The organism is Amycolatopsis orientalis DSM 43388 (genome assembly GCF_000411975.1).
GTDB lineage: Bacteria > Actinomycetota > Actinomycetes > Mycobacteriales > Pseudonocardiaceae > Amycolatopsis > Amycolatopsis orientalis_D.
The window spans coordinates 1-20,822 of the sequence record NZ_ASXG01000130.1 but is presented as its reverse complement, the minus strand read 5'-3'; the positions used below and the strand labels follow the sequence as shown (position 1 = coordinate 20,822).

Here is a 20,822-nt window from a genome sequence, read left to right as displayed (position 1 = left end):
GGGTTTCCCATCGGGTCGGGCTTGGACAAGACCAGATGCTAAATCCTCGCCGCGGTCAGCGCAGGGCAGCCGCGGCGATGGCCACGCCTTGCTCCGCGGACAAGCCCAATCCTCGGATGACCTCGGCGTACGCGGCCGCGGCGGCTTGTGCGCGCGACAGGGTCTCGTCGCCGGTCGCGCTGACAAAAGTGCCTGCTCTGCCTCGGGTTTCGAGCAGACCGGCTTCCTCGAGTTCGCGGTACGCACGCGCCACGGTGTTCGGGGCGATGCCCAGTTCCGCGGCCAGTCCGCGCACCGTCGGGAGTTTCGTGCCGACTGCGAGGGTGCCGTCGTTGATCTGGTTGGCCAGCGAGGTCCGGACCTGTTCGAACGGCGGAACGGACGAAGCCGGGTCGTAGGTGATGCTCATCGTTGCCGCCGTTTCTTCCGGATGCTCACCACAATGCCCAGCGCCAGCAGCGCGAATGCCACCGCGAAGCCGATTAGCACCACCCATCCGCTGATGGCCGCGCCGGTGCCGCCCGGGTGCGGGTGCGGTCGCGCCAGGTCCATGCGTCCAGGCTAACGGGCCGCCGCGATCAATTCGGCCAGGTCTTCCGAACCCGCGGGCAGCGCGTCGACCGGCCACCAGCGCAGGTCGTCGGACTCCTCGCTGCGCACCGGTTCCGCGCCGGGCGGGGCGTGGACCACGTACCGGACGTCGAAATGCCTCGTCGGGACGCCCAGCGAGCAGGTGATCGGGTGGACGTCCAGGTGCACCGGCGTTTCCCCGATGACGAGGCCGCTCATGCCGGATTCCTCGGTCGCCTCGCGCAGGGCGGCTTCGGCCAGCGACGCGTCGGACGGTTCGCAGTGGCCGCCGAGTTGCAGCCAGCGGCCGACGCGCGGGTGCAGGGTCAGCAGGATCTGCGTGCCGGTCGAGTCGAGGACCACCGCGGACGCGGTCAGGTGCCCGGCCTCGCAGGAGCGCTGACAAGTGTCCGGTCGCGCCGCCAGGAAGCCGAGAAACGCTTGCCGCAGCGACTCTTGCGCCGGAGACTCGGGTTTCCAGTCGGTGAGCGCGGCGACGGCGGATTCGTGCAGGGTCATCGTTCGATCAGCCCATCGCCGGGGGAAAGCGGTCCGCGCGGGGGAGCGGGCTCGGCCGGGTGCCCGATCGCGACCGCGCCGAGCGGATGCCACTGGTCGTCCAGGTCCAAAGTGGACCGGACCAGGTCGGCGGCGAAAATGGTCGAGCCGATCCAGCAGGAACCGAGGTCCTCGGCGGCCAGCGCGACCAGCAGGCCCTGCACCGCGGCGCCGGCGGCGACGGTGAACATGGTGCGCTCGTGCCGGTTCCGGCGGTCGTCGCGGTAGGTGTGCGCGCCTTCGGGAACCAGGAACGGGATGACCAATTCCGGTGCGCGATAAAGAATGTCGCCGCGGGACAGGCGTTTCGTGATCTGCTCAGGGGTGAAGCCGTCGCTGGTCAGATCGGCTTCCCAGGAGGCGCGCATCGCGTCGAGGAGTTTGCGGCGCAGGCCTTCGTCGCGCAGCCACAGGAACCGGACGGGGTGCGTGTGGTGCGGCGCGGGCGCGGTGAGCGCGGACGCGACGGCGCGGCGCATGGCTTCGGGATCCACCGGCTCGTCGCTGAACTGCCGGACCGAACGCCGGTGCGGCACGGCTTCCCGGCGGCCCTGCGCGATGGCTTCGTTGGCGCCCAAGCGAAAGAGGTCGGTTTCGATCGGGCGGATCAGGTCGCGCGCGGTGGAGCCGTCGTCGTCGATCCGCAGGCCGCGCACGACCGCCACCGGCAATCCGCCGAGCTTGCCCTTGACCAGATCCGCGGCGGCGGCGATCTCGTCCGCGACCGCGATTTCGGTAACCGCCAGCTCGTTGCCCTGCGAATCGACCTCTCCGGCGTACCCGTGCAGCACGCGCAAACCCGACGCGCCGATCGCGGCGTCCGTCTGGCCCACTCGCCAGGCCCGGCCCATGGTGTCGGTGACGACCACCGCCACCTCGACGCCCAGCCGTTCCCGCAACCCGTTGCGCAGAGCCAACGCGGACGCGTCCGGGTCCGCGGGCAGCAACGCGACCTCGTCGCCGCGCACGTTCGACGCGTCGATCCCGGCCGCTGCCTGGACGATGCCCAGCTGGTTCTCGGTGATCAGCGTGCGCGCGATCCGGGCGACCACGCGCACCGATTCCTGCTCGATCAGCTCGCGCCGGGCCGCGTCGCGCTCCTCCGGGTCGCTCGGCACGCGCACCAGCCGGCCCTCGATCTTCGAAAACGCCTTGCTGGTCACCACGACCACGTCGCCGGAACGCAGCCACGGCGCGGCGGCCACGATCGCGCCGGTCAGGTCGTCCCCGGGACGGAACTCCGGCAGCCCGGGGACCGGCAGGATCTCGATCTTCTGCGAAGCGTGATCAGCCAAGGGACACTCCAGCCACGTCGAGCGCCGCGCGGACCATGTCCGCCGTCGCGTCCACATCGGACATCAGCAGCGGCACCGCGCGCACGTCCACGCCGGGCACCGTGACCTCGTGATCCTCCGGCGCGACGAGCCAGCCGTCGAGCACGCCGCCGTCCGACCGCGCGCCGTAGTGGCGGCCGACCGCCTCCGCGGAGGTCTCCACGCCGATCGCCGTGAGGCACGCGTCGGCCATGCCGCGCAACGCTTTCCCGCCGATGATCGGCGACACCCCGACGACCTTCGCGCGGGATTTCCGCAGCGCGTCGCGCACCCCGGGCACGCCGAGCGTCGTGCCGACCGACACGACCGGGTTCGACGGCGCGAACAGCACGACGTCCGCCTCGGCCAGTGCTTCGAGCACGCCCGGGCCGGGCTTGGCCTCGTCGTTGCCCACGGCGACGATCGAATGCGCGGGCAGGCCGGCCCGGTAGCGCACCCACCATTCCTGGAAGTGCACGGCCTTGCGCTGCTCCGGGTTCTCCGGATCGTCGATCACGACGTGCGTCTCGACCCGGTCGTCCGACATCGGCAGCAGCCGCACGCCGGGCTGCCAGCGGTCGCACAGCGCCTCGGTGACCTGGGACAGCGGATAGCCCGCGCGCAGCATCCGCGAACGGATCAGGTGCGTCGCGATGTCCTTGTCGCCGAGCCCGAACCAGGTCGGCTCCGCGCCGTAGGCGGCGAGTTCCTCCTTGACCGTCCAGGTCTCGCCCGCGTGGCCCCAGCCGCGTTCGGTGTCGATGCCGCCGCCGAGGGTGTACATGCAGGTGTCGAGATCCGGGCAGATGCGCAGGCCGTGCATCCACACGTCGTCGCCGGTGTTGACCAGCGCGGTGATCTCGTGCGGGGACTCGCCCGCGCCGATCGCGGGCAGTCCGAGTGCGGTCTTGACCCCGAGCAGGAAGCGGGCGCCGCCCACCCCGCCAACCAGTACGACGATCTTCACGACTGGCGATCCTCGCACGTCCGCGGCGCCGGGCCCCAGTACCGGTACCTGTGGTGCTCCGAACAGCCCAGCGCGGAATACAACGCCAGCGCACCGGTGTTCCCCGCCGCCACTTGCAGGACCCACTTCTCCGCGCCGTGCGCGCGGCCCCAGCCGGCGAGCGCGTGCAGCACCGTGGTGGCCAGGCCGCGGCGGCGGAACTCCGGTGCGACCGCGAGCCGGCCGACGTGCAGCCAGCCGTCCACGATCGCGCCGCGCACCGCGCCCGCCGTGACGCCATCGGCGAGCACCACGCCGTAACCGACCTTCCCGGTGGTCACGACGTGCCACTGGGCGGAACTCGGCTCGGTGGTGTTCTCGGCCAACGCCCACCATTCCGGCGTCGCCTGGTCGAGCACCTCGGCGTCCGGCGAAGGACCGGACGGCAGCGGACCGGTCAGCACCGACACCTGGTGCCCGGCGGCGTGCTCGACCTGCTCGCGCCAGCCCGCCGCGGCCACCTCGCGCTCCAGTTCGCTGTCTTCCAGCACCTGAACCGCGGGCGGAATGCCGCGGGCGTGGGCGAAGTCACATACCGCCTCGAGCGCGTCCGGGACCGCACAGCCGGGGTCGCCGACCGCGAGTGCGCTGTTCGCGCGCCCGGTGAAGCCGTCCGCCCAGCGCAAAGTCCATTCCCCGAGCGGCTCCTCGACCACCGCCGGCCACGCTTTCGCGCACACGATTTCGAGCTTTTCCCGGGAGTTCACGGTTAGATTGTGACGGAGAGAGCTGTCCCGTTCCGCAGGAGAACCCATGAGTTACGCGCGCAAGGACGACCGGCACAACGATGAGCTTGTCGACGAGATCGCCGACGGGTTCAAGCGGACTCTCCAGGAGAAACGCGAGGACGGGAAGCCCGCCGGACCCGCGTTCACCATTACCGGCGATGCCCGGAACGCGCCGAAACCGCGTCGCCGGGACCGCTGAGCGGCGCGGATCCGCCCCGTTTCCAGGGGTGGGATAAGGGTCGCCTAACCACCACCGGGGGCCAGGGAAGCGCGTAATGTCCGCACCGACCGGCCCAGCAGGAGAAGCCAGGAGTACGCAGTGACCTACGTGATCGCCGAGCCCTGCGTCGACGTGCTCGACAAGGCGTGTATCGACGAGTGCCCCGTGGACTGCATCTACGAGGGCGAGCGGATGTTGTACATCCACCCGGACGAGTGCGTCGACTGCGGCGCCTGCGAGCCGGTCTGCCCGGTCGAGGCCATCTACTACGAGGACGACGTCCCGGACAACTGGTCCGAGTACACCAAGGCGAACGTCGACTTCTTCAACGAGCTGGGCTCGCCCGGCGGTGCCTCCAAGGTCGGCAAGACCGCGCACGACCCGGGGTTCATCAAGGCTCTGCCCCCGCAGGGCGAATGACCCGGCTGCCCGACTTCCCCTGGGATTCGCTCGCGCAGGTCAAGGCCCGCGCGCAGGCGCATCCCGGGGGCATCGTCGACCTGTCCGTCGGCACGCCCGTCGACCCGGTGCCGGACTCGATCCGCGCCGCGCTCGCGTCGGTGTCGGAGATCCCCGGCTACCCGGCCACGCACGGCACGCCTGAGCTTCGCGAAGCCGCGGTCGCGGCGTTGCGGCGGCGGTACGGGATCACCGGCGTCGAACCGGACGCGGTGCTGCCGACGATCGGGTCGAAGGAGGCCGTGGCCTGGCTGCCGCGGCTGCTCGGCTTAGGACCGGGCGACGTCGTGGTCATCCCGGAGCTGGCGTATCCGACGTACGAGGTCGGCGCGCTGCTCGCGGGTGCGGAGGTGGTGCGCGCGGACGGGCTGACCCAGCTCGGCCCGCGCCGCCCGGCGATGATCTGGCTGAACTCGCCGTCCAACCCGACCGGCCGCGTGCTCGGCGTCGACCACCTGCGCAAGGTGGTCGAATGGGCGCGCGAGCGCGGCACCGTCGTGGTGTCCGACGAGTGTTACCTCTCGCTCGGCTGGGAGGCCGAACCGCTGTCGGTGCTGCACCCGTCAGTCCACGGTGGACACACCGACGGCCTGCTCGCGGTGCATTCGCTGTCCAAGTCGGCGAACCTCGCGAGCTACCGGGCCGGTTTCGTGACCGGCGACCCGAAGCTGGTGAAAACCCTGCTGGAGGTGCGCAAGCACGCCGGCATGATCGTGCCGCGCCCGGTGCAGCAGGCGATGGTGGCCGCGCTGACCGACGACGAAGCCCTTGCCGAGCAACGCGAACGCTACCGCGCGCGGCGAGTCGTGCTGCGCAAAGCGTTGCAGGACAACGGTTTCGAGATCACCCATTCCGAGGCCGGGCTGTATCTCTGGGCCACGCGCGGGGAATCCGCGCAGGCCACGGTGGAGTGGCTTGCCGAGCGCGGGATCCTCGTCGCGCCGGGCACGTTCTACGGGCCCGCGGGCAAGGAGCACGTGCGGGTCGCGCTGACGTCGACGGACGAGCGCATCGAGGCGGCCGCAGAGCGGTTGGCGCAGGGCTGACGGCACGGGGTCAGGCGACTGACCCCGTGAAGTACCCGGCCGCCGCGACCGCCAGCGCGAGAAAGACCGCCGGGAACGCGATGTTGTGAAACACCTTCGCGCGAACGTGGGCACCCACCGCGCCGACGAAGAACAACGTCAGCCCGATCGCCGCGGCCAACCCCAGGCCGGGCCAGCCGAGCAAGCCGACGATCAGCCCGACGACGCCCGCGCCCTCCAGAGCCGCCAGGTAGGGGAGCCATCGCTGGCGCACGCCGACCTCGGCGGAGTTCTGCACGACGAACCGCGCACGGGCGACCTTCGCCACGACCTCGAAGGCGTTGATCGCGATGCAGGCGAAGGTGGCGACAAGAAGTCCGGTTTCCATGGCCGCTCCTTTCCGGTCTCCCTGCCTTGACGGGGCGGGGGCCGGAAAGGTGACCGGCGGTCAGTAGTCGCGGCCGGTGAACCCGCGGTAGATGAACCGCGTCAACGCCTCCACCGCTTCCTCGTCGGTCGGCGGCTCCCAGTCCGCAGGCGGCGGGCTCAGCAGCCACATCTGCGCGAAGTTGTGGATCAGCTGGTACATCATCGCGATGCTGAGCTGGGGGGTCGCCGGGAGCCGGCAACCGGCCGCGGTGACGTATTCGAGGTGGCCTTTGACGTCCACGGCCTCGGTGACGCCGAAGCTCGCGTAGGTGGCGGCGAAGTCCTCGTTCACCATCGCCGCCTGGTGCAGCGCGACCATGGTGGACGCGTTGGCCCGGTAGAAGTTCCAGTACTGCCGCACGTGCCAGCGGACCGCGGCCGGGTCGCTGAAGTCGGACAGGTGGTCGTCGCGGGTGGCCTGCTCGTCGCTGGCCGCGGACAGATCGGCCAGCAGCGCGACCAGCAGTTCCTCCTTGCTCGCGAAGTGGTTGTAGAACGAGCCCGCGGCGCGGCCGGCTTCCTTCGTGATGTCGGTGATCTTCGTGTTCAGGTAGCCCTTGGCCGCGAACACGCGCTTGGCCGCTTCCTTCAGCGCGGTTTCCGTTTCGGCGGCTTTGTCCCTGCGGCTCGTGGCTGTCATCCGGCGCCTCCCTTGACGCGAACGCTATCAGCGGGCATTCTGAATCCAGATTCACTGAATCATAATTCACTGACAGGGGCGAGAGACATGACGGTGCTGGTAGCGGGAGCGGGCCCGACCGGGCTCACCTTGGCGATCGAGCTGGCGCGCCGCGGGGTCGGCGTGCGGGTGGTCGACAAGGCGGAGGAGTACTTCGTCGGCTCGCGCGGCGACGGGCTGCAGCCGCGCACGTTGGAGGTTTTCGAGGACCTGGGGGTGCTGGACGCGGTGCTCGCGGCGGGTGCGCCGCCGCACGAGACGCGGGTGTACCTCGACGGGGAGTTCACCATGGTGCGGCGGATGGCCGAGCCGGTCGAGCCGACGCCGGCGGTGCCGTACCCGAACGCCTGGTTCCTCGGCCAGTCGCAGACGGAGGGGATCCTCCGGGACCGGCTGGCCGAGTTCGGCGTGCGGGTGGAGTTGACCACCGCGCTGACCGGGTTCGCCCAGGACGAGGACGGTGTCACCGCGGAGCTTTCGACCGGGGAAACCCTGCGCGTGGACTACCTGGTCGGGGCGGACGGCGGGAAGAGCTTCGTCCGCAAGGCGCTGGTGATCGCGTTCGAGGGGACCACTGACGAGTCGATCCGGATGCTGCTGGGCGACGTCTCGGCGGAAGGGCTCGACCACGGCTCGGCGTACTGGTTCGCGAAGGCGGACGAGCCGATGGCCGGGGTCGCGTTCACGCCGCTGCCGGGCACACCGTACTTCCAGTTCGCCTCCCCGCTCGGCGACGGCGACGCGGGCACCTCGCTGAGCGCGTTGCAGGAGCACCTGGACGCGGTGTCCGGCGGCGGGGTCCGGTTGCTCGACCTGGCGTGGTCCACGGTGTGGCGGCCGAACATCCGGCTGGCCGCGGCCTTCCGGAAGGGCCGGGTGTTCCTCGCCGGGGACGCCGCGCACGTACACCCGCCGACCGGCGGCCAGGGGCTGAACACCGGCGTGCAGGACGCGTACAACCTCGGCTGGAAGCTCGCCGACGGGTCGCCCGAGCTGCTGGACAGCTACGAGGCGGAGCGGCGCGCGGTCGCGGCACGGGTGCTCGGGGTGAGCAGTGCGTTGCTGGAGAAGTACAAGGACGGCGCGGAGGACGCGCACGAACGCGGTCCGGAGACTCAGCAGCTCGACCTGACTTACCGGGGCGGTCCGCTGTCCCCGGCGGGTACCGGGGCGTTGCGGCCGGGCGATCGGGCCCCGGACGCCCCGCTAGTCGACACGAACGGCAAGAGCGTGCGGTTGTTCGAGCTGTTCCAAGGTCCACATGCGACAGAGCTGGTCTTCGGCGAAGGTCCGCTCGGGACGGAGCATCCGGCGTATCGGATTCTGCCGCAGGGATCCACCGGGGACCTCGTCGACGCGGGCGGGCACGCGTATGCGGCGTACGAGGGTGCGCCGGGAAAGCGGGTGCTGGTGCGGCCGGACGGGTACGTGTGGTCGGTTAGCTGACCGCGTGCTCGGCGGCTTCGATGCGGTGCCATACGTCGAGCCAGACGGCGCGGGCGTGGGCGCGCTTCGCCAGCTCGTGCTCGACGATCCGGCCCGCGACGAAGCCGACCTCGGCGTCCGCGCCCGCCAGCGCGCCGCGGACCTTCTCCGCGGCGAAGACCGCGTCCTGATGATCGCCTAGGACGGTCTGGAATTTGCGGGTCGCCTTGATCAGCTCGGACAGCTTCGCGGCTTGCTTCTTCTTCGCCGCGGACCGGGCCAATTCGGCGGTGTAGCGGAGTTTCTTGCCGTGGATGCGCAGTGCGTGCAGGTCGTCGTCCGGGGGATTCGGCGGGAGGGCGGCGACCGCGCGGGCGAGTTTCCGGTACGGCTTCCGCACGTCGGCGGCCAAGCCGGGTTTCTGGGACGGGGACTCGTCGATCTCGTGCTCGGCGGTGCGGGACAGCTGGGCGATGTTCTGCAGCAGAGTCGCGTACCGCGGACTCGACAACGCGCGGTTCAACCGGCGGCGGGCGGTGGTGCGTTCGGAGACGAAGCGGGACACCAGCCGCCGCCCGGCGGGCTGGTCGCGGACGTCGAATTCGGCGATCACCTCGCGCAGGTGCCCGATCAGCACGTCGTAATCGCGGACCTCGCCGAGAACCTGGCCCAGCCAGCCGAGTTCGGCACGCACCGGTTCCGCGGTCGGCCCAACCAGGGCACCCGTCGATTTCAGCACGCTGCGCATCCGCCGCTGCGCCACCCGCATCTGGTGCAGTTCTTCCGGATCGGTCCCGGCCCGCGTGCCTGGTTCGCGGGACAGCAGTTCGCGCAGTTCGTGATCGAGTTTGGCGCGGACGTGCGCGGCCGCCGGGGCCTCGGGGCCCACCTGCACCGGTTCGGCCGGGAGCCCGAGAGCGGCCGGCGTCGTCGGTTCTGGAGTGCGTCGGCGGGTCGCTTCGGAAGTCACCCGGTTAATGGTAGGTGAACGACTGCCCGGCCGGGGCCGGGTGAAAACGCCGAGAGGGTGCGCTCCCGTTGCCGGGGAGCGCACCCTCTCGCGGTGGATCAGTTGGCGTGCAGTGCTTCGTTCAGCTGGATGCCGACGCCGCCGCGCGGCACGACCTCAACCGCGCCGGTCGCGGAGTTGCGGCGGAAGACCGCACCGGAGATGCCGGACAGCTCGCGTGCCTTGACCGTCTTCCCGTCGACCTCGACCTTGGTGCCCGCGGTGATGTACAGCCCGGCCTCGATCACCGAGTCGTCGCCGAGGGAGATGCCCGCGCCGCCGTTCGCGCCGATCAGGCAGCGCTCGCCGACCGAGATCACCTCGGTGCCGCCGCCGGAGAGCGTGCCCATGATCGACGCGCCGCCGCCGACGTCGCTGCCGTCGCCGACCAGCACCCCGGCCGAGATGCGGCCCTCGACCATCGACGCGCCGAGCGTGCCCGCGTTGAAGTTGATGAAGCCCTCGTGCATCACGGTGGTGCCGGACGCGAGGTGCGCGCCGAGCCGCACGCGGTCGGCGTCGGCGATGCGGACGCCGGTCGGCAGCACGTAGTCGACCATCCGCGGGAACTTGTCCACGCCGTAGACGGCGACCGCGCCGCGCGCCCGCAGCCGCAGCCGGGTCTGCTCGAAGCCCTCGACCGGGCACGGGCCGTGGTTCGTCCACACGACGTTGGCCAGCAGGCCGAAGATGCCGTCGAGGCTCTGCCCGTGCGGCCGGACCAGCCGGTGCGAGAGCAGGTGCAAGCGCAGGTAGACGTCGTGGGCGTCGGCGGGCGCGGTGGCCAGGGTGCCGATCGTGACGCGCACCGCGACGACCTCGACACCGCGGTCGGTGTCCGGGCCGAGCAGCGCGGCCGCGGACTCGCCGAGCAGTTCGGCGGTCTGCTCCGCGGTCAGCCGCTCGGTGCCGCTGGTGCCTGCTTCGACCAGCTTGGGATGCGGGTACCAGGTGTCCAGCACGGTCCCGTCGGAAGTGACGGTGGCCAGCCCGACGCCGACGGCGCCGGTCGTTTCGGGGTCAGGGGTCTGCTCGCTCACGCTGGTCACGGTAGCCGAAGCGGACCGGATCAACCCGTGGTGGCCAGCTGGTTCACCTTCTGCTTGATCTCGGTCAGCGCGGCCGAGATGGAGACGAGCGCCTGCGTGCACGCGCCGCCCGGATTCGGCACGGTGGTGCAGCCTGCCTGGCGGAACGCGCCGACCGCCTGGTCGAGCGCGGTCGCGTCGCCGTCGAGCGGCTCGTTGACCGTCTTGCCCGCTTTCGCCAGCTTGTGCACCGAACCGGCGGTGTTGCCGACCTCGGTGACGTATTTCTCACAGCCCTTGGGCAGCTGCGTCTGCGGTCCGGTGAAGCAGGCGTCGGCCGACAGCGCGTCGAGCTTGGTCGGCAGGGCGTCCGGACCCGGATCGCCGGCCCCCGGGCGGGCCTTGGGCCCGGCCTCGTTGCTGCAGCCGGTGAGGACGAGGGCGAGGACGCCGAGAGCGACCAGGGAGCTTCGCGTGCGCACGTCTTCACGGTAGCCCCCGCGCCGGCTGGGTACGGTGCCGGTATGACCTCCCTTGACCTGCGCGCCGATCCGGCCGAGCTCACTGCTGCCCTTGTGGATGTGTTCAGCGTCTCCGGGGAGGAGGGCAAGCTCGCGGACGCGGTGCAGGCGGCGCTGACCGAGCAGGCTCCGCATCTGGAGGTCGTGCGCAACGGGGACGCGGTGCTGGCCCGCACGAATCTGGGGCGTCCTTCGCGGGTGATTCTCGCTGGGCATTTGGACACGGTTCCGGAGAATTCCAACTTGCCTTCGCGGCTTACCGGGTCCGGCGACGACGCCGTGTTGCACGGGCTCGGATCGGTGGACATGAAGGGCGGAGATGCGGTGTTTTTGCATCTCGCCGCTACGTTGCCGGAGCCTCGGCATGATGTGACTTTCGTGTTTTACGACAATGAAGAGGTCGAGGCGGTCCGGAACGGGCTCGGGCGGATTGAGCGGGAACTGCCGGAATGGCTGACCGGGGATCTCGCGATCGTGGGAGAGCCGTCCAACGGGGTGATCGAGGCTGGGTGTCAGGGGACCTTGCGGGTTGAGGTGCGGACGTCCGGGGCTCGCGCGCATACCGCGCGGGCTTGGATGGGGAGCAACGCGATTCATGCGTTGGCGGAGCCGTTGGCGCGGCTGGCTGCGTATTCGGCTCGGGTGGTCGATATCGACGGGCTGACTTATCGGGAAGGATTGCAGGCTACTGCTATTTCCGGTGGGGTGGCGGGGAATGTCGTTCCCGATGCCGCTGTGTTGACGGTGAATCATCGGTTCGCGCCGGATCGCAGTGCGGAGCAGGCCGAGGCGCATGTGCGGGAGGTGTTTGCCGGGTTCGACGTGACCTTGGTGGATATGTCGCCGGGGGCGTTGCCCGGGTTGTCCGCGCCGGCCGCGGCGGAGCTGGTGGCCGCGGCTGGGGGGAAGGCGTCGGCGAAGCTGGGGTGGACGGATGTGGCTCGGTTCGCTGCGCTGGGGATGCCTGCGGTGAATTTCGGGCCGGGGGATCCTACGTTGGCGCATACGCGGCAGGAGAATGTTCGGGTGGGGGAGATTCGGGGGGTGGCTGCGGTTTTGAGGCGGTTCTTGGGGTGAGCTGCTCGTCGCCTGGCGGCGACATTGCGCCTGGTTCGGCGTGGGGCACCCCGAAGCTTGATTGTGCTGACGGTTCGGGGGTGCTTGTCAAGGCGGGAAAGCGTGCCTTGACAAGCACCCCCGAACCGCAGTTTGGCTTCGTATCGGGGTGCAGGGCGGGGGCTGGGTGCCTCGACGGTTGAGTGCGCTGGCTGCGGTTGGGTGGGCTGGGTGGGTGCGGGGGCTGCGGTTTTCGGGTTGGTTGTTCGTGAAGGGCTCCTTGAGGGAATCTAATTCCCTCAAGGAGCCCTTCACGGAAGTTGGGCTGAGGCCGGGGTGGCGTCTTGCGCAGGCACCCCGGCCCACAGCGGTTTTAGCGGCCTTGCAGCGACTTCACGTTGTCGCCGAAGGTCCATCCTCGGGAGCCGTCCCAGTTGATCGACCAGTCCATCAAGCCTTTGAGGCCGGGGACGCTCTGGTAGGCCTGTGAAACCGAGCTCGGGTCCAGATAGCCGCCGCCTGCGCCGGGTTGGGCGGGGAGGCCGGGGACCTGTTTGTCCAGTGGCACGCGGATCGTCGTGCCTTGTACAGTGAGGCCCTTGTCCAGGCATTGCGTCTGCACGGTGAAGCCTTGCACGGTGCCGGCTTCGTAGCTGTCTCCGGAGCAGCCGTACATGGAACCGTTGTAGTACTGCATGTTCAGCCACCACAGCTGGCCGTTGCCCGCGTACTTCTTGATGATCGGCAGGTACGCGCCCCAGATCGAGCCGTAGGTGACCGAGCCGCCCGTTACGTATGCCGTTTCCGGGGCCATGGTCAGGCCGAAACCGGGTGGCATCTGCGACAGTACGCCGTCGATGATGCGTTCCAGGTTTGCTTGCGAGGCGGACAGCGAATTGATGTCGCCGCTGCCCGACAAGCCGGTTTCGATGTCGATGTCGATTCCGTCGAAATTGTACTTCTTCAGGATCGGCACGATGGTGCTGACGAACTTGTCGGCGACCGCGCTGGAGGACAGGTCAATGCCGGCCGCCGCGCCGCCGATCGACATCAGGATGGTGGCTCCGGCTTCTTTCGCCGCGCACATCTCCGCGGGAGTGGAGACCTTCACCGTCGAATCCATGCCGTCTTCCCACAGCACGGTGCCGTCGGACTGGATCACCGGGAAGGCGGCGTTGATGACGTTGTAGCCGTGCGCGGCCATGCTCGGGTCGTTGATCGGCACCCAGCCCATGCCGGGGTGGACGCCGTTCGAGGCACCGTCCCAGTTTTCCCAGTAGCCCTGCAGCACCGGGCCGGATGGTCTCGGCTTCACCGCGCAGGTGTCCGACTGCGGCGCGACGGCCGCGGACGCGGGGGCGATTCCCGCGAGCGGCAGGGCGAGCAGGGCCGCGACGGCGGTTCCGAACCAGCGTGACTTCCATCCGTTCATCACGGCTCCCGTCCCCGATAACGGTGTCGCCGCAAACGGTAAGCGGCGGGCGGTGAGCTGCCTACCGCCGATCGTATGGTCTAGACAAATTCGGGGCTGGTCTGGACAACTTCCGCCTAAGCGGACCAGCCGGGCACGAGGCGCCGTGCCCGGCTGGTCTGGAGTTCGCTATGCGGCGGTTACCGCGTCAGCAGGCCCCGTTGTCGGTCCAGACGGCCCACGAACCGGGCGCACCCGGCTCAGCGCCGACGGAGTACCACGTCGAGGTCCACTTGTGGCTGTGGTACGAGACCACGTCGCCCGGACCGTAGAATGTGTTCGCGTCCCACGCCGCCACGCCGCCGCAGCCCGGCGGGGTGCCGCTGCCCACGGTCAGCGTGAAGTCCGAGGTGTGGGTGGCGTTCGCGCCGGTCGCGGTGATCGTGATCTTGCTGGTGCCCTTGGGCGTGCTGGCCGAGGTGGCGATCGTGACGGTCGCGGTGGCGCCGGACTGGACGGTCGCCGGGTCGAACGTCGCGGTCGCGCCCGAGGGCAGGCCGCTCGCGGTCAGCTTCACCGACTGCGCGTTGCCGTTGGTGATCTTGGTGGTCACCGTCGACTTGACGGACTCTCCGGGCTGGACAGTCGCGGTCGTCGGCGAGAGCGCGACGGAGAAGTCGTTGCCCGCCGGCGGGTTGCCGGTGCAGGTGGCCTCGCCGGAGACCGCGCCGACCGAAACCGCGTCCCACGCCGCTTTGGTGGCGTTGAACTCGGTGCAGCTGCCCGGGAACAGGTCGACCGCCGCCTGCAGGGTGGCCTTGCGGGCCGCCTTGTGGTTCCAAGACGACGTCTTGTGCAGCAGGCCGTTGTAGAAGATCTTGCCCGCCTTCTGGATGCCGACGCCGGTGACGCTGCTGTTGTTGCAGGTCGGGCTCGACGGCTGGCCGTCCGACGGCGAGCTGCCCTCGGCGAGCAGGTAGAACCAGTGGTTCTGCGGACCCGCCGCGGAGTGCACCTCGGTGTTCGGGATGGACGACGAGTAGCAGTTCGGGTCGCCGATCTGGCCCGGGTTGTACATGTAGCGGATCGGGCCGTTGCCGACCAGGTTCACGCCCTCGCCGACGGTGAAGTCCGGCTTGTCGACCGGGTTGTTCGCGTAGAACTCGGTCAGCGCGCCGAAAATGTCGCCAGTGGACTCGTTGAGCCCGCCGTTCTCGTTGCCCGAACCCGCGCCGCCCGGCGTGTTCTGGAAGATGCCGTGGCCGAACTCGTGGCCCACCACGTCCATCGACGTGGCCTGGCGCTGGTTGTCCTGCGAGTGGCCGAAGTGCGTGGACGAGCCGTCCCAGTACGCGTTGACGTCGCTCAGCCCGACCGAGGCGGGGAATCCGCGGCCGTTGCCGTCGATGCCGTTGCGGCCCAGCCAGTCCTTCAGCATGTTCCACTCGGTCTGCACGCTGTAAAGCGTGTCGACGCAACCGGTTTCGAGGTCGGTGCCGCTGCCGTTGCCCCAGTTGTCGCTGGACTTCGTGAACACCGAACCGCCCTCGCGGCCGCAGCTGATGCCCGACCGGTTCGGGTCGCGCATCGAGTACGAGCTGCCCGAACCGGTGGTGTCGATGCTGACCTGGCCGACGTAGTAGCTGTTGCCGTTGCCCGCCGCGGCGGGGGCCGCGGCGTTCGCGCCGGACATCGCCGGGCTTTCGGCCTTCACGTCGTCGCGCTGGTCGAGGACTTTGCCGGTGGCGGCGTCGACGAAGACGTGCAGGTTGCTCGGAGCCTTCGCGGTGCGGCCCTTGACGACGACCTCGTAGGCCAGTTTCGGCTGCGCGCCCCAGAGAACGACCAGATCAGACTTGCTCACCGTGCTCACGGTCGGCAGCTGGCCGCGGGCGACCGAAGCCGCGCGCGCCGCGTCGACAGCGGGCTTGGTGCCCACGGTGATCGCCGCGCCCTCGGCGGAGTCGGTGCCGCGCACGCGGCCCGTTCCGTCGGAGACGATCACCGCGTCCCCGCCGACGACCCGGAGGCCGTCGTAGGTGCGCTCGTAGGAGTTGTAATACAGCCCGGCGTCGCCCAGGGTGGTGCTGACGCGGTGCAGGCTCTCGGCCGAGCTCGTGCGGAGCCCGACGGCGCCGGCGGCGGCCCGGTCGGCGGCCGCGATCGCGGTGGCCAGCGGGTCGGCGGAAGGGTGGGCGGGGGCCGCGGATGCCGGGGTCACCGGCAGCGCGAGCAGGGAAAGGGCGAGACCGGCGACACCGGCGATGCCGGTGGCGAGCCCTCTTCTGGACGTCATCGACAGTCCTTTCGGGGTACACGATGGGGAAAGCGCAACGCGTTGAGCTGGGCTGATCAGGCCGCGGACACCGTGAGTAAAAAAGCGCTCACCGGGGCGGTCAATGCGCTGAACGGACCAGCGGGACCTCGGGGGCGATCGGGACTATTCCTCGCAACTAGCCCCGTACCAGGGAAAACGCCGGTTTGGGACGGTCCGGGCGACTTTCGTCGGTAGTTGCCGACAACCGGCCGTTGGTAGCAGGACCGGAACCCGCTGGTGGTCTGCTTTCCGGCGTTCAGCCGCGGGCAACCGATCCGTCACGCTCTGGTGCCGACGCGGGCGCCCGCCCCCGCCGGACGGCCCGTAGGCTTGGCTGGTGAGCCAACAGTCTGAGTTTCCCGACGGCCAGTACCCCGAACGTCCGGTGGAGCGGCACAAGGGTCCGGTGGTGCTCCGGCGCGATCGGCGCGACCAGGGCAGCACCACCGACCAGCGGCTGCTCGACTCGCGGGGGCCGAGCGACTGGGTGCACACCGACCCGTGGCGCGTGCTGCGGATCCAGGCCGAGTTCGTCGAGGGGTTCGGCGCGCTGGCCGAGGTTCCGCGCGCGGTGACCGTGTTCGGTTCGGCGCGCACCAAACGCGACAACCCGGAGTACGAACTGGGGCGCAAGATCGGGGCCGCGCTCGCCCAGGCCGGGTTCGCGGTGATGACCGGCGGCGGCCCGGGCGCGATGGAAGCGGTGAACCGCGGCGCGAACGAGGCGGGCGGATTCTCCGTGGGGCTGGGCATCGAGCTGCCGTTCGAGCAAGGCTTGAACCCGTGGGTCGACCTCGGCGTGAACTTCCGGTACTTCTTCGCGCGCAAGACCATGTTCGTCAAGTACTCGCAGGCGTTCATCTGCCTTCCCGGCGGATTCGGCACGCTCGACGAACTGTTCGAGGCGCTCACGCTGGTCCAGACCAAGAAGGTCACGAAGTTCCCGGTGGTGCTGTTCGGCACCGAATACTGGGGCGGGCTGTACGACTGGATCGCGAAATCGGTGCTCGGCGGCGGGAAAATCGGCGAGAAAGATCTCGACCTGCTGCACTTGACCGACGACATCGACGACGCGGTGCGCGTCGTGCAGGAGTCTTATCAGGCTTGGGAGGACACGCACTGATGCGGATCTGTGTGTTCTGCGGTTCGGCGCGGGGCTTCTCGCCGGAGTACGCCGAGGCGGCGGCCGGCGTCGGGAAACTGCTGGCACAGCGGGGAATCGGCCTCGTTTACGGCGGCGCGAGCGTCGGCACCATGGGTGTGGTGGCCGACGCCGCGCTCGCCGCGGGCGGCGAAGTGATCGGGGTGATCCCGGAAGTGCTGTCGGACGTGGAAATCGCGCACGGCGGCCTCACCGAATTGCACGTGGTCGCCGACATGCACCAGCGCAAAGCGAAAATGGCCGCGTTGTCGGACGCGTTCGTCGCGTTGCCCGGCGGCGTCGGCACCCTCGAGGAATTGTTCGAGGTGTGGACGTGGGCGCAGCTCGGCATTCACCGCAAGCCGATCGGACTGCTCGACGTGGCCGGGTATTACTCGCCGCTGGTGGCGTTCGCCGACCAGATGCTGGAAAAGGGCTTCCTGCGTCCGGAGACCCGGCAGCTGATCAGCGTCGCCTCCGATGCCGACAAGCTGATCGACATCATGAGCCGTTCCGCCGGATAACGCGCGTTACGACGCTTTTTCGTCCGGCCTTTTGTGGTAGGTGTCGACGTATTCCTGCCCGGACAATTCGAGGATCGCGTACATGATCTCGTCGGTCACCGACCGGCGGATCGCCGAGGACGAGTCCTGTCCCTCGTACCGCGAAAAGTCCAGCGGCTCGCCGAACCGGACCTTGATCTTGGCGAGCCGCGGGATTTTCGCGCCGTTCGGCTGGATGCCCTCGGTGCCGAACAAGGCGACCGGAACCACCTTGGCCCCGGTGGACAGCGCGAGCGCGGCGACGCCGGTGTGCCCGCGGTGCAGCCGTCCGTCGAGCGAGCGGGTGCCCTCGGGGTAGATCGCGAAGACGCCGCCGTCGGTGAGCACCTTGCGGCCCGCCTCGAGCGCGGCGAGCCCGGCCTGGGCGTTGCCGCGTTCGACCGGGACGTAGCCGAGCGCGTCGAGCGATTTCGCGATGAACCGGCCCTTGAGTCCCTTGCCGGTGAAGTACTCGGCCTTGCCGAGGAACCGGACCTGCCGCGGGGTGGTGAACGTGATCACACCGGTGTCCAGCGCCGCCCGGTGGTTGGCCGCGAGCAGCACCGGGCCGTCCGCGGGAATGTTCTCCACTCCCTCGACCTGGGGCCGGTAAAGCGCGCGGACCAGCGGTCCGAGCACGAAACGGACGAGCAGCGGCAGCAAGGGTTCTCCCTCCGGAGGATCGGGCACCGGTTCTAGCATGGCACGATCGCCCCATGAGCTGGTTTCACCGTCGCACCTGGCAGGAGCCCGGGTGGAGCGCCGCGGACATCCTCGCCGCCAAACGCGGCCGGACCGTGTCGGTCGTGCTGCCGGCGCTGAACGAGGAGGAAACAGTCGGCGCCGTGGTCGCGTCGGTGCGCCCGCTGCTCGGCGGGGTGGTCGACGAGCTGGTGGTCGTCGACTCCGGTTCCACGGACGCGACCGTCGAGGTCGCCGCGGCCGCCGGGGCCCGTGTGGTGCGCCGCGAGGATGTCGTGCCGGAGCTGGCGCCGCGTCCGGGCAAGGGCGAGGTGCTGTGGCGTTCGCTCGCCGCGACGACCGGCGACGTGGTGGTGTTCCTCGACTCCGACCTGGTCGACCCGGACCCGGCGTTCGTGCCGTCGCTGCTCGGTCCGCTGCTGACCGAAGACGGCGTGCACCTGGTCAAGGGCTTCTACCGCCGCCCGCTGCGGCTGGAGAGCACCGGCGGCGGCCGGGTGACGGAGCTGCTGGCGCGCCCGGTGCTGTCCGCGCTGCGCCCGTCGCTGGGCGAACTGGTGCAGCCGCTGGGCGGCGAGTACGCGGGCACGCGCGAGTTCCTGGAGTCGGTGCCGTTCGCCGGCGGATACGGCGTGGAGATCGGCCTGCTGCTGGACGCCGAGGAGCGCTATGGGCTCGACGGGTTGGCGCAGGTCAACCTCGGCGTGCGCAAACACCGCAACCGGTCGCTGCTGCAACTCGGCGTGATGGCCCGGCAGATCCTCGGCACCGCGCTGGCCCGCTGCGGGATGCCGAGCGCGGAGGCGGCGCGGTTCACGCAGTTCGTGCAGGTGTCCGGGGAGTGGGTGCCGGACGTGACGGAGGTGCCGGTGGTGGACCGGCCCCCGATGCGGGAGGTGCTGGCCGCCCGGCAGCCGTAGCGTCCACATCGGACAGCGGTTCGGTTTCCCAGGGAGGCACCCGAAGCAGGTCGCGCGGCTGGCCGAACGCGAGCGTCCACATCGGACACGCGGCTGCGTCGGAGCCGAGAGGGCGGGGAACGGAGACGATCACGAGCGTGACCGCGGCGCGCACGGGCGGCCACGGCGCGTGCGGGCGCGGTGCCAGCCCGTGCGCGGAGCGGCCAGTGCGGTCCGCTGGTGGTCGCCTGGGTGGTCCGGTCGTTCCGACTTGCCGTGCTAGCGCGACGTTCCCGGCGGCGGTGTGCCACGATCGTCGCGTGACGACCGCGCTGATCTACCTCGTAGTCATGCTGCTGGTGGCCGCCGTGGTGTTCCTGCTGGCCGCTGTGGTGTTCGGCCGGGGCGAGGAACTGGCGCCGCTGCCGCCGGGCAGCTCGCCCACCCGTCTGCCCGCCGAGGACATCACCGGCGAGGACGTCCGCCAGGTGCGCTTCCAGCTCGTGTTCCGCGGCTACAAAATGTCCGAAGTGGACTGGGTGCTGCGCAGGACCGGCGCGGAACTGGACGAACTGCGCGAACGGGTCGCCCGGCTCGAGGCCGCGCTGCAGCCGCGCGAAGGGGCGCACCGGAGGCCGTCGGGTGAGTGACCTGGTGCTGTCGGTCGACGTCGCGGCACCGGCCGGCACGACCTGGCTCGCGCTCACCGACTGGGCCCGGCAAGGCGAATGGATGCTCGGCACGTCAGTGCGCGTCATCGAGGGCAACGGACGCAGCGTCGGCTCGAAGCTCGCGGCCTTCACCGGCTTCGGCGGCATCGGATTCACCGACACGATGGAGATCACGACCTGGGAGCCGCCGCTGCGCTGCACGGTGCGTCACCTGGGCAGCCTGGTGCAGGGAACCGGGGTGTTCCAGGTGCTGGCCAAGGGCGCCGGACAGTGCACGTTCGTCTGGGCCGAGCATTTGAAGTTGCCGTTCGGCCTCCTCGGCCGCGCGGGCTGGCCCCTGGCGCGCCCGGCGTTCGCCCTGGGAGTCCGGCATTCGCTGCGGCAGTTCGCGAAGTTCGCGGAGAACTATTCAATGGGGGAACAGTGACGGAACTACTGGGCGAAGACGGCATCGCCCGCTGCAGCTGGGGCAACTCGGCCCCGGACTACGCGGTCTACCACGACGAGGAGTGGGGCGTCCCGCTCCACGGCGAGGCTGAGCTGTACGAACGCTTGTGCCTCGAATCGTTCCAGTCCGGGCTGTCCTGGATCACGATCCTGCGCAAACGCGAGAACTTCCGGAAAGCCTTCCGAGGCTTCGTACCGGAGAAGGTCGCGCGCTTCGGCGAAAAGGACATCGAACGCCTGATGCAAGACGCCGGAATCGTCCGCAACCGCGCGAAGATCGAGGCCGCCGTGAAGAACGCGCGAGCGGTGGCAAACCTGGACATCCCACTGGACAAACTCCTGTGGTCCTTCGCCCCGCCGAAACACCGCCGCCCCCGCACCATGGCCGACGTCCCAGCCGTAACCGATGAGTCAAAGGCAATGGCAAAAGAGCTGAAGAAGCGCGGCTTCGCCTTCCTGGGCCCCACCACCTGCTACGCCCTGATGCAAGCCACCGGCATGGTAGACGACCACGTCAAAGGCTGCTTCCGCGCAACCTAACCCGCCGACGCCTCCTCGCCAACCGCAACCGCCGCACCCGACGATCGGTGCACCCAGCCCTGACCCTGCACCCCGATACGAAGCCTCCCTGCGGTCTTGGGGTGCTTGTCAAGGCATCTTTCCCGC

At 69.8% G+C, this 20,822-nt stretch carries 25 protein-coding genes; 11 read left to right on the top strand and 14 right to left on the bottom strand.

The features are described 5' to 3' along the window. Positions 1-55: 55 nt before the first annotated feature. The 6 genes from L942_RS27375 to L942_RS27355 are packed head-to-tail and all read right to left on the bottom strand — an operon-like array spanning position 56 to position 4,154. Entirely contained in the window at positions 56-409 is a 354-nt protein-coding gene (locus L942_RS27375) for a GntR family transcriptional regulator (RefSeq protein ID WP_037366058.1), read from the bottom strand. Then, the gene (locus tag L942_RS43205) at positions 406-552 is read right to left on the bottom strand and encodes an LPXTG cell wall anchor domain-containing protein (protein ID WP_081655255.1); all 147 of its coding nucleotides are present in this window, start codon (positions 550-552) and stop codon (positions 406-408) included. The genes L942_RS27375 and L942_RS43205 overlap by 4 nt, the downstream gene beginning before the upstream one ends. Positions 553-561: 9 nt before the next feature. After that, positions 562-1,089, bottom strand: a complete 528-nt coding sequence (locus L942_RS27370) for an NUDIX hydrolase (RefSeq protein ID WP_037365886.1) — start codon at positions 1,087-1,089, stop codon at positions 562-564. After that, on the bottom strand, positions 1,086-2,480 hold the full coding sequence (locus L942_RS27365) for a coenzyme F420-0:L-glutamate ligase (protein ID WP_440201344.1): 1,395 nt from the start codon (positions 2,478-2,480) through the stop codon (positions 1,086-1,088). Before L942_RS27365 ends, L942_RS27370 begins: the two co-directional genes overlap by 4 nt. After that, a complete protein-coding gene (gene cofD / locus L942_RS27360) occupies positions 2,416-3,408 on the bottom strand; it encodes a 2-phospho-L-lactate transferase (RefSeq protein WP_037365881.1) in 993 nt (330 codons plus the stop codon). The genes L942_RS27365 and cofD overlap by 65 nt, the downstream gene beginning before the upstream one ends. Continuing rightward, positions 3,405-4,154 (bottom strand): GNAT family N-acetyltransferase, encoded by a 750-nt coding sequence (locus L942_RS27355; protein WP_037365879.1) that lies wholly within the window; start codon positions 4,152-4,154, stop codon positions 3,405-3,407. The genes cofD and L942_RS27355 overlap by 4 nt, the downstream gene beginning before the upstream one ends. A 46-nt stretch (positions 4,155-4,200) precedes the next feature. On the opposite strand from L942_RS27355, the gene L942_RS45030 reads away from it, so the two are divergent. From L942_RS45030 to dapC, 3 genes are all read left to right on the top strand, one after another. Then, on the top strand, positions 4,201-4,374 hold the full coding sequence (locus L942_RS45030) for a hypothetical protein (RefSeq protein ID WP_200862930.1): 174 nt from the start codon (positions 4,201-4,203) through the stop codon (positions 4,372-4,374). Between the two features lie 120 nt (positions 4,375-4,494). Beyond that, complete coding sequence (gene fdxA / locus L942_RS27350) at positions 4,495-4,815, top strand: ferredoxin (RefSeq protein ID WP_037365876.1); 321 nt, start codon at positions 4,495-4,497, stop codon at positions 4,813-4,815. Further along, positions 4,812-5,900 carry a succinyldiaminopimelate transaminase gene (dapC, locus tag L942_RS27345; protein WP_037365873.1) on the top strand — a complete coding sequence of 363 codons (1,089 nt, stop codon included), beginning with the start codon at positions 4,812-4,814 and terminating at the stop codon, positions 5,898-5,900. Before fdxA ends, dapC begins: the two co-directional genes overlap by 4 nt. 10 nt (positions 5,901-5,910) lie before the next feature. Here the strand turns inward: dapC and L942_RS27340 are convergent, their stop codons facing one another. Next, positions 5,911-6,267: a DoxX family protein gene (locus L942_RS27340; protein WP_037365871.1), complete on the bottom strand. Its 357-nt coding sequence runs from the start codon at positions 6,265-6,267 to the stop codon at positions 5,911-5,913. Positions 6,268-6,327: 60 nt separating this feature from the next. Next, positions 6,328-6,948 (bottom strand): TetR/AcrR family transcriptional regulator, encoded by a 621-nt coding sequence (locus tag L942_RS27335; protein WP_037365869.1) that lies wholly within the window; start codon positions 6,946-6,948, stop codon positions 6,328-6,330. An 87-nt stretch (positions 6,949-7,035) separates the two neighbouring features. Here L942_RS27335 and L942_RS27330 point away from each other — a divergent pair, with 87 nt between their 5' ends. Next, positions 7,036-8,433, top strand: coding sequence for an FAD-dependent monooxygenase (locus L942_RS27330; protein ID WP_037365867.1), 1,398 nt, complete (start codon positions 7,036-7,038; stop codon positions 8,431-8,433). On the opposite strand, the gene L942_RS27325 is transcribed toward L942_RS27330, so the two are convergent. The 3 genes from L942_RS27325 to L942_RS27315 form a co-directional block, all read right to left on the bottom strand. Further along, the gene (locus L942_RS27325) at positions 8,426-9,382 is read right to left on the bottom strand and encodes a CHAD domain-containing protein (RefSeq protein ID WP_037365865.1); all 957 of its coding nucleotides are present in this window, start codon (positions 9,380-9,382) and stop codon (positions 8,426-8,428) included. The genes L942_RS27330 and L942_RS27325 overlap by 8 nt on opposite strands. Positions 9,383-9,480: 98 nt before the next feature. Next, a complete protein-coding gene (gene dapD, locus L942_RS27320; RefSeq protein WP_037366054.1) occupies positions 9,481-10,461 on the bottom strand; it encodes a 2,3,4,5-tetrahydropyridine-2,6-dicarboxylate N-succinyltransferase in 981 nt (326 codons plus the stop codon). Positions 10,462-10,490: 29 nt separating this feature from the next. Continuing rightward, positions 10,491-10,931, bottom strand: coding sequence for a hypothetical protein (locus tag L942_RS27315; RefSeq protein ID WP_037365864.1), 441 nt, complete (start codon positions 10,929-10,931; stop codon positions 10,491-10,493). Positions 10,932-10,973: 42 nt separating this feature from the next. Here L942_RS27315 and dapE point away from each other — a divergent pair, with 42 nt between their 5' ends. After that, positions 10,974-12,047 (top strand): succinyl-diaminopimelate desuccinylase, encoded by a 1,074-nt coding sequence (gene dapE, locus L942_RS27310; RefSeq protein ID WP_037365863.1) that lies wholly within the window; start codon positions 10,974-10,976, stop codon positions 12,045-12,047. 352 nt (positions 12,048-12,399) lie between these two features. Here dapE and L942_RS27305 read toward each other — a convergent pair whose 3' ends face one another. Beyond that, entirely contained in the window at positions 12,400-13,458 is a 1,059-nt protein-coding gene (locus tag L942_RS27305) for a chitinase (RefSeq protein ID WP_037365862.1), read from the bottom strand. 187 nt (positions 13,459-13,645) lie between these two features. Beyond that, a complete protein-coding gene (locus L942_RS27300; RefSeq protein ID WP_037365861.1) occupies positions 13,646-15,733 on the bottom strand; it encodes a M4 family metallopeptidase in 2,088 nt (695 codons plus the stop codon). Between the two features lie 358 nt (positions 15,734-16,091). Here L942_RS27300 and L942_RS27295 point away from each other — a divergent pair, with 358 nt between their 5' ends. Together L942_RS27295 and L942_RS27290 are read left to right on the top strand one after the other, a co-directional pair. Continuing rightward, positions 16,092-16,877, top strand: a complete 786-nt coding sequence (locus tag L942_RS27295) for a TIGR00730 family Rossman fold protein (protein ID WP_037365860.1) — start codon at positions 16,092-16,094, stop codon at positions 16,875-16,877. Continuing rightward, on the top strand, positions 16,877-17,419 hold the full coding sequence (locus tag L942_RS27290; protein WP_200862929.1) for a TIGR00730 family Rossman fold protein: 543 nt from the start codon (positions 16,877-16,879) through the stop codon (positions 17,417-17,419). Before L942_RS27295 ends, L942_RS27290 begins: the two co-directional genes overlap by 1 nt. A gap of 6 nt (positions 17,420-17,425) precedes the next feature. Here the strand turns inward: L942_RS27290 and L942_RS27285 are convergent, their stop codons facing one another. Then, positions 17,426-18,100 (bottom strand): lysophospholipid acyltransferase family protein, encoded by a 675-nt coding sequence (locus L942_RS27285; protein ID WP_037365855.1) that lies wholly within the window; start codon positions 18,098-18,100, stop codon positions 17,426-17,428. Between the two features lie 53 nt (positions 18,101-18,153). Here L942_RS27285 and L942_RS27280 point away from each other — a divergent pair, with 53 nt between their 5' ends. The 4 genes from L942_RS27280 to L942_RS27265 all read left to right on the top strand — a co-directional run bounded on the left by L942_RS27280 (position 18,154) and on the right by L942_RS27265 (position 20,696). After that, on the top strand, positions 18,154-19,059 hold the full coding sequence (locus L942_RS27280; protein WP_037365853.1) for a glucosyl-3-phosphoglycerate synthase: 906 nt from the start codon (positions 18,154-18,156) through the stop codon (positions 19,057-19,059). Positions 19,060-19,358: 299 nt separating this feature from the next. Beyond that, a complete protein-coding gene (locus L942_RS27275; protein ID WP_037365852.1) occupies positions 19,359-19,688 on the top strand; it encodes a DivIVA domain-containing protein in 330 nt (109 codons plus the stop codon). Further along, a complete protein-coding gene (locus L942_RS27270) occupies positions 19,681-20,136 on the top strand; it encodes an SRPBCC family protein (protein WP_037365850.1) in 456 nt (151 codons plus the stop codon). Before L942_RS27275 ends, L942_RS27270 begins: the two co-directional genes overlap by 8 nt. After that, positions 20,133-20,696: a DNA-3-methyladenine glycosylase I gene (locus L942_RS27265; protein WP_037365847.1), complete on the top strand. Its 564-nt coding sequence runs from the start codon at positions 20,133-20,135 to the stop codon at positions 20,694-20,696. Before L942_RS27270 ends, L942_RS27265 begins: the two co-directional genes overlap by 4 nt. Positions 20,697-20,822 lie beyond the last annotated feature (126 nt).

Excerpts from the sequence above, each read along its gene's own strand:
- L942_RS27375 (WP_037366058.1), bottom strand. The coding sequence starts at position 409 with ATGAGCATCACCTACGACCCGGCTTCGTCCGTTCCGCCGTTCGAACAG.
- L942_RS43205 (WP_081655255.1), bottom strand. The coding sequence starts at position 552 with ATGGACCTGGCGCGACCGCACCCGCACCCGGGCGGCACCGGCGCGGCC.
- L942_RS27370 (WP_037365886.1), bottom strand. The coding sequence starts at position 1,089 with ATGACCCTGCACGAATCCGCCGTCGCCGCGCTCACCGACTGGAAACCC.
- L942_RS27365 (WP_440201344.1), bottom strand. The coding sequence starts at position 2,480 with ATGTGGACGCGACGGCGGACATGGTCCGCGCGGCGCTCGACGTGGCTG.
- L942_RS45030 (WP_200862930.1), top strand. The coding sequence starts at position 4,201 with ATGAGTTACGCGCGCAAGGACGACCGGCACAACGATGAGCTTGTCGAC.
- dapC (WP_037365873.1), top strand. The coding sequence starts at position 4,812 with ATGACCCGGCTGCCCGACTTCCCCTGGGATTCGCTCGCGCAGGTCAAG.
- L942_RS27340 (WP_037365871.1), bottom strand. The coding sequence starts at position 6,267 with ATGGAAACCGGACTTCTTGTCGCCACCTTCGCCTGCATCGCGATCAAC.
- L942_RS27335 (WP_037365869.1), bottom strand. The coding sequence starts at position 6,948 with ATGACAGCCACGAGCCGCAGGGACAAAGCCGCCGAAACGGAAACCGCG.
- L942_RS27330 (WP_037365867.1), top strand. The coding sequence starts at position 7,036 with ATGACGGTGCTGGTAGCGGGAGCGGGCCCGACCGGGCTCACCTTGGCG.
- dapE (WP_037365863.1), top strand. The coding sequence starts at position 10,974 with ATGACCTCCCTTGACCTGCGCGCCGATCCGGCCGAGCTCACTGCTGCC.
- L942_RS27305 (WP_037365862.1), bottom strand. The coding sequence starts at position 13,458 with ATGAACGGATGGAAGTCACGCTGGTTCGGAACCGCCGTCGCGGCCCTG.
- L942_RS27300 (WP_037365861.1), bottom strand. The coding sequence starts at position 15,733 with ATGACGTCCAGAAGAGGGCTCGCCACCGGCATCGCCGGTGTCGCCGGT.
- L942_RS27290 (WP_200862929.1), top strand. The coding sequence starts at position 16,877 with ATGCGGATCTGTGTGTTCTGCGGTTCGGCGCGGGGCTTCTCGCCGGAG.
- L942_RS27280 (WP_037365853.1), top strand. The coding sequence starts at position 18,154 with ATGAGCTGGTTTCACCGTCGCACCTGGCAGGAGCCCGGGTGGAGCGCC.